13 protein-coding genes are annotated in these 13,979 nt (G+C 45.7%); 3 read left to right on the forward strand and 10 right to left on the reverse strand.

Translation table 11 applies throughout. From position 1 onward, the window contains the following. Positions 1-1,842 (forward strand): dihydroxy-acid dehydratase, encoded by a 1,842-nt coding sequence (ilvD, locus tag OW495_RS19760; protein ID WP_017107537.1) that lies wholly within the window; start codon positions 1-3, stop codon positions 1,840-1,842. 2 nt (positions 1,843-1,844) lie between these two features. Beyond that, positions 1,845-3,389, forward strand: coding sequence for a threonine ammonia-lyase, biosynthetic (gene ilvA, locus OW495_RS19765; protein WP_102281297.1), 1,545 nt, complete (start codon positions 1,845-1,847; stop codon positions 3,387-3,389). A gap of 100 nt (positions 3,390-3,489) precedes the next feature. Here ilvA and punR read toward each other — a convergent pair whose 3' ends face one another. Further along, positions 3,490-4,404: a DNA-binding transcriptional activator PunR gene (gene punR, locus OW495_RS19770; RefSeq protein WP_012605101.1), complete on the reverse strand. Its 915-nt coding sequence runs from the start codon at positions 4,402-4,404 to the stop codon at positions 3,490-3,492. A 163-nt stretch (positions 4,405-4,567) separates the two neighbouring features. Between punR and punC the strand changes: the two genes are divergently transcribed. Further along, a complete protein-coding gene (gene punC, locus OW495_RS19775) occupies positions 4,568-5,779 on the forward strand; it encodes a purine nucleoside transporter PunC (protein WP_076669272.1) in 1,212 nt (403 codons plus the stop codon). 120 nt (positions 5,780-5,899) lie between these two features. On the opposite strand, the gene glmU is transcribed toward punC, so the two are convergent. The 9 genes from glmU to atpB all read right to left on the reverse strand — a co-directional run bounded on the left by glmU (position 5,900) and on the right by atpB (position 13,977). Then, positions 5,900-7,261, reverse strand: coding sequence for a bifunctional UDP-N-acetylglucosamine diphosphorylase/glucosamine-1-phosphate N-acetyltransferase GlmU (gene glmU, locus OW495_RS19780; protein WP_102514349.1), 1,362 nt, complete (start codon positions 7,259-7,261; stop codon positions 5,900-5,902). 183 nt (positions 7,262-7,444) lie between these two features. Then, positions 7,445-7,867 (reverse strand): F0F1 ATP synthase subunit epsilon, encoded by a 423-nt coding sequence (locus OW495_RS19785; protein ID WP_017107532.1) that lies wholly within the window; start codon positions 7,865-7,867, stop codon positions 7,445-7,447. Positions 7,868-7,885: 18 nt separating this feature from the next. Then, on the reverse strand, positions 7,886-9,289 hold the full coding sequence (gene atpD, locus OW495_RS19790) for a F0F1 ATP synthase subunit beta (protein WP_017107531.1): 1,404 nt from the start codon (positions 9,287-9,289) through the stop codon (positions 7,886-7,888). Between the two features lie 34 nt (positions 9,290-9,323). Beyond that, complete coding sequence (gene atpG, locus OW495_RS19795) at positions 9,324-10,190, reverse strand: F0F1 ATP synthase subunit gamma (RefSeq protein ID WP_017107530.1); 867 nt, start codon at positions 10,188-10,190, stop codon at positions 9,324-9,326. A gap of 48 nt (positions 10,191-10,238) precedes the next feature. Continuing rightward, a complete protein-coding gene (gene atpA / locus OW495_RS19800) occupies positions 10,239-11,780 on the reverse strand; it encodes a F0F1 ATP synthase subunit alpha (RefSeq protein WP_004735737.1) in 1,542 nt (513 codons plus the stop codon). Between the two features lie 13 nt (positions 11,781-11,793). Next, positions 11,794-12,327, reverse strand: coding sequence for a F0F1 ATP synthase subunit delta (gene atpH / locus OW495_RS19805; RefSeq protein WP_017107529.1), 534 nt, complete (start codon positions 12,325-12,327; stop codon positions 11,794-11,796). Between the two features lie 15 nt (positions 12,328-12,342). Beyond that, the gene (gene atpF / locus OW495_RS19810; protein WP_017077303.1) at positions 12,343-12,813 is read right to left on the reverse strand and encodes a F0F1 ATP synthase subunit B; all 471 of its coding nucleotides are present in this window, start codon (positions 12,811-12,813) and stop codon (positions 12,343-12,345) included. A gap of 58 nt (positions 12,814-12,871) precedes the next feature. After that, positions 12,872-13,129 (reverse strand): F0F1 ATP synthase subunit C, encoded by a 258-nt coding sequence (atpE, locus tag OW495_RS19815; protein ID WP_004735734.1) that lies wholly within the window; start codon positions 13,127-13,129, stop codon positions 12,872-12,874. A gap of 50 nt (positions 13,130-13,179) precedes the next feature. Next, complete coding sequence (gene atpB / locus OW495_RS19820; RefSeq protein WP_004735733.1) at positions 13,180-13,977, reverse strand: F0F1 ATP synthase subunit A; 798 nt, start codon at positions 13,975-13,977, stop codon at positions 13,180-13,182. Positions 13,978-13,979: the final 2 nt, after the last annotated feature.

Here is a 13,979-nt window from a genome sequence, read left to right on the forward strand (position 1 = left end):
ATGCCAATCTATCGTTCAGCAACGACTACCCACGGACGCAACATGGCTGGTGCGCGCGCTTTATGGCGTGCAACTGGCGTTAAAGATGATGACTTCGGTAAGCCAATCATCGCGGTTGTAAACTCTTTCACTCAATTCGTACCAGGCCACGTTCACCTTAAAGATATGGGTCAACTGGTTGCGGGTGAAATCGAGAAAGCGGGCGGTATCGCTAAAGAATTCAACACCATCGCAGTCGATGATGGTATCGCAATGGGCCACGGCGGCATGCTGTACTCATTGCCATCACGTGAGCTTATTGCAGACTCAGTAGAATACATGGTCAATGCACACTGTGCGGACGCAATGGTGTGTATCTCTAACTGTGACAAAATCACTCCGGGAATGATGATGGCTGCAATGCGCCTTAACATCCCAGTGATCTTTGTATCAGGCGGCCCAATGGAAGCAGGTAAAACCAAGCTTTCAGATCAGATCATCAAGCTCGACCTTGTTGACGCAATGATCCAAGGTGCCGATCCAACGATTTCAGATGAGCAAAGTGAGCAAGTAGAACGTTCTGCATGTCCAACCTGTGGTTCATGTTCAGGTATGTTCACAGCTAACTCAATGAACTGTCTAACAGAAGCACTTGGCCTATCTCAGCCTGGTAACGGTTCTATGCTGGCGACACACGCAGACCGCGAAGAACTGTTCATCAATGCCGGTAAGCGCATCGTTGATCTAACCAAGCGTTACTACGAGCAAGACGACGAGTCAGCACTGCCACGCAACATTGCAAACCGCGCTGCATTTGATAATGCGATGGCGCTTGATATCGCAATGGGTGGTTCTAGTAACACCGTTCTTCACCTTTTAGCAGCAGCTCAAGAAGGCGACATTGATTTCGATATGGATGATATCGATGCGATGTCTCGCCGTGTTCCACACCTATGTAAAGTGGCACCTTCAACTCCGAAATACCATATGGAAGACGTTCACCGCGCTGGTGGTGTGATGGCGATCCTTGGTGAACTTGACCGTGCAGGTCTACTAAACAACCAAACTCGTACCGTGCTTGGTCTAAGCATGCAAGAGCAACTTGCGCAGTACGACATCATGCAGACAGAAGACGAAGCGGTGCTTAAGTTCTTCCGTGCTGGCCCTGCAGGCATCCGTACAACTAAAGCTTTCTCACAAGATTGCCGTTGGGATCGCCTTGATGACGATCGCAAAGAAGGTTGTATTCGTACCAAAGAGAACGCATTCAGCCAAGAAGGTGGCCTAGCGGTACTTTCAGGCAACATCGCGGTTGATGGTTGTATCGTTAAGACTGCGGGTGTTGATGAAGAAAACCTTAAATTCCAAGGTCCAGCGATCGTATTTGAAAGCCAAGATACAGCGGTAGAAGGTATCTTAGCGGGTAAAGTTAAAGCAGGTGAAGTCGTTGTTATTCGCTACGAAGGTCCAAAAGGTGGTCCAGGTATGCAAGAAATGCTGTACCCAACGACTTACTTGAAATCAATGGGCTTAGGCAAGTCATGTGCTCTACTGACTGATGGTCGCTTCTCTGGTGGTACATCGGGTCTGTCTATCGGCCACGCTTCTCCAGAAGCAGCAAGTGGCGGTGTGATTGGTCTAGTTAACACGGGCGATATCATCACTATCGACATCCCTAGCCGTTCAATCACGCTTGATGTACCAGAAGCTGAACTAACAGCACGTCGTGAAAAACAAGATGCATTAGGCTGGAAACCAGAAAACCGTCAGCGTGAAGTGTCATTCGCACTGAAAGCTTACGCGAGCATGGCAACCAGTGCCGACAAAGGCGCTGTGCGTGATAAGTCTAAGCTTGAGGGCTAACTATGAGTGACGACACCTCCAGTCCCAAAAAACAAAGTGGCGCAGATTATCTGCGCCAGATCCTGAGAGCGCCGGTTTACGAAGCGGCGATTGTGACACCTCTGCAAGATATGCCACGCTTAAGCGCTCGTATCGGTAATCAGGTTCAGCTAAAACGAGAAGACCGCCAGCCGGTACACTCCTTTAAGCTGCGCGGTGCCTACAACATGGTTTCAAGCCTTTCTGAACAACAGAAAGCCGCAGGTGTGATTGCTGCATCGGCAGGTAACCATGCTCAAGGTATGGCGCTGTCCGGTTCTAAGCTTGGTATTCAGACCACGATTGTGATGCCAAAAACGACGCCGGATATCAAGGTTGATGCGGTACGCGGATTTGGTGGTAACGTGGTTCTGCACGGCAGTAATTTCGATGAAGCAAAAGCGGAAGCGGAACGCCTATCGGCTGAACATGGCTTCACCTTTGTACCTCCTTTCGATCACCCACTGGTGATTGCAGGGCAAGGTACTATGGGCATGGAGATGCTGCAGCAAAACGGTCACATGGATTATATCTTTGTGCCGGTTGGTGGTGGTGGCTTAGCCGCTGGTGTTGCAGTGCTTATCAAACAACTGATGCCAGAGATTAAAGTGATTGCGGTAGAGCCTGAAGACTCGGCTTGCTTGAAAGCAGCACTGGATGCGGGTGAACCAGTGGTACTGGATCAGGTCAGCATGTTTGCTGATGGTGTTGCGGTTAAACGCATTGGTGAAGAAACCTTCCGTCTTTGCCAACAGTACATTGATGGTCATATTACAGTCTCTAGCGATGAAATCTGCTCTGCGGTAAAGGACATCTTTGAAGACACCCGCGCAATTGCTGAGCCTTCAGGAGCACTTGCTCTGGCTGGCTTGAAGAAGTTTGCAGAACAAAACCAACTGCAAAATAAGCAACTAGCAACGGTACTGTCTGGTGCGAACACCAACTTCCACGGTCTGCGTTATGTCTCTGAACGTTGTGAATTGGGTGAGAAGCGAGAAGGTCTACTTGCGGTGACGATTCCAGAGCGACAAGGTGCGTTCCTAGAGTTCTGTAACATTATTGGTGGTCGAGCGGTGACTGAGTTTAACTACCGCCACAACGACGAAAGCCTGGCGAATATCTTCGTTGGTGTACGTCTACAAGGTGGACAAGAAGAACTCGAACACATCATCAATGACTTACGTGAGGGTGACTATGCGGTTGTCGACTTGTCTGATGACGAGATGGCAAAACTTCATATTCGTTACATGATTGGCGGCAAACCATCGAAGCCATTGAAAGAGCGTCTTTACAGCTTTGAGTTTCCTGAATACCCAGGGGCATTGATTAAATTCCTTGATACCTTAGGGACTCACTGGAATATCAGCTTGTTCAACTATCGTAACCATGGTGCTGATTACGGTCGTGTGCTGTGTGGTTTTGAGCTTGGTGATGACGATTTGGCTCAGTTCTCTACGCACCTAGAAGAACTCGGCTACCAATGCAAAGATGAAACCGATAACCCTTCCTACAAGTTCTTCTTGTCTTAAGAGTTCGGCCTAAGCATGAAAAAGAGCGAGTTATGATAACTCGCTCTTTTTATTGGGCGGATTCAAACCTAACCCGAATGATCTTCAACGGATCGCATCATTAGATCGCTTTGCGATGATCCAACCAATCTTGATGAAGCTGTTCACTCGATCCTAAATACTTAACCATCCACTCGATCAACTTATGGTTGTCGTCTTTACGCCACACTAAGCAGCAATGACTCTGCGGGCTTGGCTCAGGCAATATTTTTTCCACCAGCAAACCTTGCTCAATAATAGGTGCGGCGATATGCCTTGGCATGTAACCCACCCCTACACCATTTTTAAGACACTCTATTGCGCTGTACCAGTTAGGTAATAGAAGACGTCTCTGACTCGCGTAGTGGCCAGTGTGACGCTTAGGCAGCACGCTAGAGGTATCATCCAAACAGATCGCTGGATATTGACTGACAAAGGCTTCATTGAGGTTTTGCTCTCGCACACAAGGATGACTAGGTGACATGACAAATGCCCAATCTAACCGCCCCATATCCTTAACTTCAAAGTCACCGCCAACCGGAATCGCTGAAGTGGCACCAATCACGACATCCGCCCTGCCCTGAGCAATGGCTTCCCAAGAGCCGTTAAACACTTCCATGTTGATCTGCAGCTCAGCAAACTCAAAGGTTTGATAAAACTCTTCAATCATTGGCTTCATCTTGTCGAGCTTAACCACGTTATCAAGGGTTAGACGTAAGGTTTTCTTCCAACCACGCGCAGCTCGGCGAGTTTGCGCACTGAGTTCTTCCATTTGTCTCAGCAGTTGGCGAGCCTCTTCAATAAACAACTCCCCAGCAGGCGTCAGCTCTACTTTTCTTGGTAAGCGTCTGAAAAGTAAAACATCAAGCTCTTGCTCTACCTGTCTAACCCCATAGCTGATCGCCGATGGTACTTTGTGCAATTGCTCTGCAGCCGCAGTAAAGCTGCCCAAGCGAGCAACGGTATCAAGCATTTCTAACGAGGATTTAGAGAACATAAGCCTTCAAATTTTTTGATTGATAACTACATATTTTAGCGTTTTATTTTATCAGCTCTGAAAAATAGAATGTCAGCATAAATAAACAAGGACTTTCACTCCTGATTATCTAACAATTTTTTTGATGATAAAAACATCACTACTTTTAGCTTAATGGCATCTTATGAATATTTCTAAATTTCAATTGGTCTACCTTGCAGTACTTTCAATGCTTGGTTTCATCGCGACTGATATGTACCTTCCAGCGTTTAAAGCAATGGAAGTCGACTTTGCAACGGGACCAGAGCAGATCGCCTTGTCTCTAACCGTATTCCTTGGCGGTATGGCACTGGGTCAGCTTCTTTGGGGTCTGGCAAGTGACAAATATGGTCACCGCAATACGCTGGCAGTCGGTCTAGTCATATTCACCGCCGCTTCATTTGGCTTAGCATTCAGTACCGAAGTATGGCATCTACTGACACTACGCTTCATTCAAGCGATCGGTGTATGTGCGCCTGCGGTAATTTGGCAAGCAATGGTTATCAAGCGTTACTCTCAGAGCAGTAGCCAGCAAATTTTTGCGACTATAATGCCTCTAGTAGCGCTATCTCCAGCATTAGCACCTCAACTGGGTGTGTTGCTAGCAGACAGCTTTGGTTGGCACAGTATCTTTATCACATTGACGCTAATGGGCGCATTGTTGATCGCAACGACAATGGCTCAACCAAAAGAAGCGCCGGAAGTAAAACAGACATCGATCAAGACTGATATTAAAACGCTACTTAAGTCTAAGCCATACATGGGCAATGTGTTGATGTTTGCATCGGCGTCAGCAGCGTTCTTCGCTTACCTAACGGGTATGCCTGAAATCATGGCACAGCTAGGTTATGAAGCAAAAGACATTGGCCTGAGCTTCATTCCACAGACAATTGCCTTTATGGCTGGTGGTTACTTCGGTAAGCAAGCAGTGAAAAAATACGGTGATGGTATCGTATTACGAAATCTGATTGGTTTGTTTAGCGTTGCTGCGTTATTGATTTTCATCGCATCACAATGGGAACTGACTTCAATTTGGCCTCTACTAGCACCGTTCTGTCTGATTGCAGTAGCAAACGGCGCACTTTACCCAATCGTAGTAAACCGTGCCCTATCAAGCGCAAAACAGAGTCCAGCAACGGCTGCAGGCCTACAGAACAGCCTTCAAATCAGCATTAGCAGCCTATCAAGCGCATTAGTTGCAGCAATGGCGAGCCAAGCACTGAGCGCTACGGGTATTGCTGTGGTGATTTGTTTAGGGACTTTGTGGATTGGTTACATCGTTTCAAACAAAGAATTGTCTGAACACTTTGTTGCGCCAGATAACTCTCGCGTAGTGGCAGAAGACAAGCAAGACTAGCTTCTAGCTTAAGAAAACAAAAAAAGAGCGAGATTACTCGCTCTTTTTTTATATCTAGATAAATAAGAAAAAGCCAGTAGTGGTACTACTGGCTTTCATTAAAATCATCTTATAGCGAGATTACTTTTTCTTAGTTGGACGCTGCCAGTTCGCAATCTTACGCTCTTTCGCTCGGCTAATAACAAGCTCGTTCTCTGAAACATCACGAGTCACCGTTGAGCCCGCACCGACAGTTGCGCCGTTGCCAATAGTAACAGGTGCGATTAATTGGCTGTCTGAGCCAACAAATACGTCATCGCCAATGATGGTCTTAAACTTGTTCGCGCCATCGTAGTTACAAGTAATCGCACCCGCACCCACATTTACACGTTGACCGATCTCAGCATCACCTAGGTAAGTAAGGTGATTCGCTTTCGAACCCTCACCAAGACGGGTGTTCTTCACTTCAACAAAGTTACCTACATGCGAATTGTTACGCATGTCAGCACCTGGACGTAAGCGAGTGAATGGACCAACCGTACAGTCTTCACCAATTGTCGCACCTTCGATTACGCTGTATGGGCGAACGATAGTGTTGTCATCGATCTCACAATCTTTCAGTACACAACCAGTGCCGATAACCACGTTATCACCAATGCTTACGCTGCCTTCAATGATTACGTTGGTATCAATCTCAACATCCATACCACATTGAAGCTCACCACGTAGGTCAAAGCGGCTTGGGTCGCGCAGCATTACGCCTTGCTTTAATAGTTTGTCAGCTTGCTCAGCTTGGTAAGCGCGCTCTAGACGAGCCAGTTGAGAGCGATCGTTAACGCCTTCAACTTCAATTGGGTTGACAGGATGAACCGCTTCGACCGCACGACCTTCATCGTGAGCCGCTGCGATAACGTCAGTTAAGTAATATTCACCCTGAGCGTTGTCATTGCTTAAACCTGATAGCCAACGCTTAAGATCGCCACCTGTTGCGACCATAACGCCAGTGTTGATCTCTTTGATAAGCTTCTGCTCATCGGTTGCATCTTTCTGCTCAACGATTGCCACAACAGGGCCATTGCGACGAATGATACGACCGTAACCCATAGGGTTATCTAGAACGACAGTAAGTAGTGCGATACCACCGTTTGGTTGAGCGTCTAATAGGTTTTCAATGGTTTCAGGTGAGATCAGTGGAACATCACCGTATAGCACCAATACTTTTTCATCATCAGCAAAATGCGCAGAAGCCTGATCGACCGCGTGGCCAGTGCCTAGCTGTTCAGCTTGCAGCGCCCAGTTAACCGTCTCGCTCACTAGCGTAGACTTCATCTGATCACCACCATGGCCGTAGACCAAGTGAATGTTTTGAGCGCCTAAGCCGTTACAGGTGTCAATAACATGCTTCACCATCGGCTTACCCGCAAGCGTGTGCAGAACCTTTGGTGTGTTTGAATACATGCGAGTGCCTTTGCCCGCTGCGAGAATTACCGCGCTAAACTTCATTGTAAACCTATCCAACATTATTTTTTATTAAGCCGATATTGTAACCGTTTTTGGCCAAAAAATTAAATCGCAATAACCATTTAACCAGTAGTGATACGTAAAAGAAGCATTTTTGAGAATCTAAAAATGCAAAAAGGCGACCCTTAGGTCGCCTTTATCTCAGAGTCTATAATCTTAAAAAGATTAACGACGCTGTTTTGTCAGTTCGATAACTCGTAACTGAGCAATGGCTTTAGCCAGTTCACCGGCCGCTTGTGCGAAGTCTATGTCGCCATGCTGATTTTGGATATTCTCCACAGCCTTGCGTTTAGCTTCTTCCGCCTTTGCTGCGTCTAGTTCTTCACCACGGATAGCTGTATCAGCCAGTACAGTCGCTGTACCAGGCTGAACTTCTACCATACCACCAGAAACATAAATGATTTCTTCGTGGCCGTGCTGCTTAACAATACGCACCATACCAGGCTTGATAGCGGTCAGCAGTGGAGTGTGACCATGGAAAATACCAAGCTCACCCTCACTACCGGTCACCTGAAACGTTTCAACAAGACCAGAGAAAAGTTGTTTCTCTGCGCTTACAACGTCTAGGTGAAAGGTTATTGCTGCCATATCGCCTCCTAGTTAGCCTTATAGCTTCTTAGCATTCTCAATAGCTTCGTCAATTGCACCACAGTACATGAACGCTTGCTCTGGAATGTCATCGTATTCACCAGATAGAAGACCTTGGAAGCCACGTAGAGTCTCTTTAAGAGGTACGTAAACGCCTGGGTCACCTGTAAATACTTCCGCTACGTGGTAAGGCTGAGTTAGGAACTTCTCAATCTTACGAGCACGAGATACGACTTGCTTATCTTCTTCAGATAGCTCATCCATACCTAGGATAGCAATGATATCTTTCAGCTCTTTATAGCGCTGAAGTGTAGACTGAACGCCACGAGCGATGTCGTAGTGTTCTTGTCCAACTACCAATGGATCCAGTTGACGTGAAGTAGAATCTAGCGGGTCGATCGCTGGGTATAGACCCATAGATGCGATATTACGGTTAAGTACTACCGTTGCATCTAAGTGAGCGAACGTTGTTGCTGGAGACGGGTCAGTCAAGTCATCCGCAGGTACGTATACCGCCTGTACAGACGTGATAGAACCAGCTTTAGTTGACGTGATACGCTCTTGTAGAACACCCATTTCTTCAGCTAGCGTAGGTTGGTAACCTACCGCAGAAGGCATACGACCTAGAAGTGCTGATACTTCAGTACCTGCTAGTGTGTAACGGTAGATGTTATCAACGAACAGTAGAACGTCACGACCTTCGTCACGGAAGCGTTCTGCCATTGTTAGACCAGTCAGTGCAACACGTAGACGGTTACCTGGTGGCTCGTTCATCTGACCGTAAACCATCGCTACTTTTGATTCTTCAGGTTTTTCGATGTTTACAACACCAGCTTCCTGCATCTCAAAGTAGAAATCGTTACCTTCACGAGTACGCTCACCTACACCTGCAAATACAGATAGGCCTGAGTGTTGAAGTGCGATGTTGTTGATAAGTTCCATCATGTTAACGGTCTTACCTACACCAGCACCACCGAATAGACCGATTTTACCACCCTTAGCGAATGGACAAATCAAGTCGATTACTTTAACACCAGTTTCTAGAAGAGAAGTCTCATTAGACTGCTCTTCGTAGCTTGGAGCTTCACGGTGAATTGCGTAATGCTCTTCAGCACCGATTTCACCACACTCATCAATTGCGTCACCTAGGACGTTCATGATACGACCAAGTGTCTTAGTACCTACTGGTACCGAGATTGGAGCGCCAGTATTTTCAACTGTCAAACCACGACGTAAACCATCAGAGCTACCCATTACGATTGCGCGTACTACGCCACCGCCAAGTTGTTGCTGAACTTCAAGAACTAGACGCTCTTTCACTTCATTAACATTCAGAGCATCGTATACACGAGGTACTTCGCCCTGTGGGAACTCTACGTCGACTACCGCACCAATGATCTGTACGATCTTACCTGTAGCCATCGTTAATCCTCTAACTATTTAGTTTTACCTAAGCTTAAACCGCAGCTGCGCCTGAAACGATCTCAGAAAGTTCTTGTGTAATCGCCGATTGACGGGCTTTGTTATACACAAGTTCTAAGTCATCAATAATGTCACCAGCGTTATCTGTTGCTGATTTCATTGCAATCATTCGAGCCGCTTGCTCACAAGCAAGATTCTCTACCACACCTTGATACACTTGAGATTCGACGTATCGAACTAATAGTGCATCTAGTAATGGTTTTGGCTCAGGCTCATAAATGTAGTCCCAAGCATGATCGCGTTTCATGTCTTCGCTGTCTGATTTAGGCAAAGGAAGTAATTGATCGATCGTTGGTTCTTGAACCATAGTGTTTTCAAATCTGTTAAACACTACGAACAGGCGATCCAATTCACCTTCATCATATTTCTTCAGCATAACGCTTACAGAGCCAATCAAGTCTTCAAGGCTTGGACGATCGCCCAGACCAGAAACTTGAGCTGCTACTTTCGCGCCGCTGTTATTGAAAAATGCTGTTGCTTTAGAACCTACAATTGCAAGCTCTACATCAGCACCTTTCTCAGACCAATCTTTCATGTCATTCATAGCTTTCTTGAACAAGTTAATGTTCAAACCACCACAAAGACCACGGTCTGTAGAAACGATGATGTAACCAACACGTTTGGCTTCACGTTCCTCAAGATAAGGATGCTTATACTCGAGGCTACCATTAGCCAAATGACCGATCACTTTACGCATTGTTTCTGCATATGGACGAGTAGCTTCCATTGCGTCTTGAGAACGACGCATTTTTGAAGCTGCTACCATTTCCATTGCTTTCGTAATCTTCTGTGTGCTTTTAACACTACCGATTTTATTACGTATCTCTTTTGCGCCGGCCATCGTTACTCTCCGTTAATGGTATGAGGTGGCCCTAAGACCACCTACCAATTACCAGGTCTGGGTTGCCTTGAAATCGTCAACAAGCTTCTTCAGCTCAGCTTCGATTTCTTTGTTGAAAGCACCCGTTGCGTCGATCTGTGTTGCTAGATCAGCGTATTGACCACGAGCAAACGACAGTAAAGCAGCTTCAAAATCTAGAACTTTAGAAAGTTCTACGTCTTGAAGGTATCCACGCTCTGCAGCGAAGATTACTAGAGCTTGGTCAAATACAGACATAGGAGCATATTGTTTCTGCTTCATCAGTTCTGTAACTTTTTGACCGTGGTCTAGTTGCTTTTTGGTCGCTTCATCAAGATCCGATGAGAACTGTGCAAATGCTGCAAGTTCACGGTATTGAGCTAGAGCAGTACGGATACCGCCAGATAGCTTCTTGATGATTTTAGTCTGCGCCGAACCACCTACACGAGAAACTGAGATACCAGGGTCAACAGCTGGACGTACGCCCGCGTTGAATAGTTCAGTTTGTAGGAAGATCTGACCATCAGTAATCGAGATTACGTTCGTTGGTACGAATGCAGATACGTCACCAGCTTGCGTTTCGATGATAGGTAGAGCAGTTAAAGAACCAGTCTTACCTGTCACTTCACCGTTAGTGAACTTTTCTACGTATGCTTCGCTTACACGAGCAGCACGCTCTAGTAGACGAGAGTGAAGGTAGAAAACATCACCAGGGAACGCTTCACGGCCAGGTGGACGCTTAAGTAGTAGTGAAATTTGACGGTAAGCTACCGCTTGCTTAGATAGATCATCATAAACAATCAGTGCATCTTCGCCGCGATCACGGAAGTATTCACCCATCGCACAACCAGCATACGGTGCAAGGTATTGCAGCGCTGCAGATTCAGAAGCCGATGCAACAACAACAACAGTGTTAGCCAGTGCGCCGTGCTCTTCTAGTTTGCGAACTACGTTAGCAATAGTCGACGCTTTTTGGCCGATAGCTACGTAGATAGAGAAAATACCAGAGTCTTTCTGGTTGATAATCGCATCGATCGCCATTGCTGTTTTACCAGTCTGACGGTCACCGATTACTAGTTCACGTTGACCACGACCGATAGGGATCATTGAGTCAACTGACTTGTAACCAGTTTGAACAGGTTGATCTACCGATTTACGGTCGATTACACCTGGTGCGATAATTTCTACAGGCGAAGTTAATTTCGCTTCGATAGGACCTTTACCATCAATTGGCTCACCTAGCGTGTTTACAACACGACCAAGCATTTCAGGACCTACTGGTACTTCAAGAATACGACCAGTACCTGTAACTTTCATGCCTTCCTGTAGGTCAGCATACGGGCCCATTACAACAGCACCAACCGAATCACGGTTCAAGTTTAGTGCTAGCGCGTAACGGCCACCCGGTAGTTCGATCATTTCACCTTGCATCACGTCCGCTAGGCCGTGGATGCTAAGGATGCCATCGCTTACAGAAACGATAGTACCTTCATTGCGAGCTTCACTAACAACGTCGAAAGATTCAATACGTTGTTTAATTAGATCGCTAATTTCAGTGGAATTAAGTTGCATGCTCCAATCCCCATTAAGACTGCAATGCATCGCTCAGGCGGTCTAAACGACTGCGCGCTGAGTTATCGATGACTAGGTCTCCGGCTCGAATAATAACTCCACTAAGTAGAGTCTCATCTATACTGCAATTCAGCTGAACTTTGCGCGCTAGGCGCAGTTCCAATTTGCTGATGATGCTTGAACGTTGTTCTTCAGAAAGCTCAACGGCTGAAGTTACTTCAACGTCGATTTCTTTCTCATGCTCTTGTTTAAGCAATAAGAACTGTTTGCAAACATCAGGAAAGGCCATTAAACGACCATTCTCTGCCATCACTTTAATCAAGTTCTGACCGAATTCATCAAATTGTTCGCCACAAATTACAATGAATACTTCAGCTAACTTTTCAGCAGTCATAGAACTGCTTAATAAATTATGAACATCATCATTTTGTGCCACTTCGGCAGCAAAAGTAAGCATTTGACCCCATTGGTCTAGCTCACCTTTATCTACCGCAAAGTCAAACGCTGCTTTAGCATAGGGGCGTGCGATTGTAGTCAAATCAGACATATACAGCCCCTTGCTTTAAAGTTTTGCAGTAATGTTGTTAAGAAGATCATTGTGTACATCTTTATCGATAGTACGCTCAAGGATTTTCTCAGCACCAGCTATAGCCAGAGTTGCGACTTGTTTGCGCAGGTCATCACGGGCACGTGTGCGTTCAGCTTCAATTTCAGCTTCAGCTTGCGTTAAGATCTTCTGGCGTTCTGCCTGAGCCTCTTCGCGCGCTTCATCAATAATCTGAGCTTTACGTTTGTTTGCCTGATCAATAACCTCAGTTGCAGTGCGCTTCGCTTCCTTCATTTGCTCAGAAGCGTTGGCTTGTGCCAGGTTCAAGTCTTTAGCAGCGCGTTCAGCGGCTACAAGACCGTCAGCAATTTTTTTCTGACGTTCTTCAATTGCTTGCATAATTGGTGGCCATACATATTTCATGCAGAACCAAACAAACAGCGAAAAAGCAATTGCTTGACCTAACAGAGTTGCGTTCATATTCACAACAGCTACTCCTCGTTAAGAATCAACTACAAAAATTTAATTAACTATTGAGAGTTAATTAGCCTGCTAGCTGACTTACAAATGGGTTAGCAAACGTGAATAGTAGTGCGATTACGATACCGATCATTGGAACAGCATCCAGTAGACCAGCGATGATGAACATCTTAACTTGTAGCATTGGAGCCATTTCAGGTTGACGCGCAGCGCCTTCTAGGAATTTACCACCAAGAATAGCAAAACCAATTGCAGTACCTACGGCACAAAGACCAACAATGATAGCAACAGCGATTGCTGAAAAACTTAGTACAGTTTCCATTTACGTTCTCCGATTAACATTAATAGTTAGAATAAAGCTTAAAAATTTTTTTAGTGATCACTATCTTCATGGGCCATTGATAGATAAACGATTGTCAACATCATGAAAACAAACGCTTGAATCAAAATAACCAAGATATGGAAGATAGCCCAAGGTAGTGCACCTACCCATTGTAAGTACCACGGTAGCATTGCCGCGATAAGAATAAACACCACCTCACCCGCAAACATATTACCAAATAAACGCATACCTAGAGATAGTGGCTTCGCTAATAACGAAATTACCTCAAGTACCAAGTTAAATGGAATCATGATTGGGTGATTAAATGGATGCAGTGCCAATTCTTTAGCAAATCCGCCCAAGCCTTTCACTTTGATGCTGTAGTAGATCATCAGAGCAAAAACACCTAAAGCCATTGCCATTGTTATATTTACATCAGCTGTAGGAACCACTTTCAAGTAAGGGATACCTAGCCAATGCTCTGCAGGATACGGTAAGAAATCGATAGGCACTAAGTCCATCAAGTTCATTATGATAATCCAGCAGAATATAGTCAGTGCTAATGGAGCTACCAGAGGATTGCGGCCATGGAAAGTTTCTTTAACGTTGTCGCCAACGAATTCCACTACCATTTCAACAAAACACTGAAGCTTACCAGGTACACCTACTGTTGCTTTCTTAGCGACTGAGCGAAAAACCCAAAGGAATAACACCCCTGTCAGCACAGAAAAAAACAGACTGTCTATATGTACGTTCCAGAAACTTGTTTCCTCTACAAGACCAAACTTAGCTAAAGAAAGGTTTTGTAAATGGTGTTCAATGTATCCGGATGCTGTTGGCGCAGCCATAA

It is taken from the genome of Vibrio sp. 14N.309.X.WAT.E.F5, from assembly GCF_030397615.1.
Classification (GTDB): domain Bacteria; phylum Pseudomonadota; class Gammaproteobacteria; order Enterobacterales; family Vibrionaceae; genus Vibrio; species Vibrio lentus.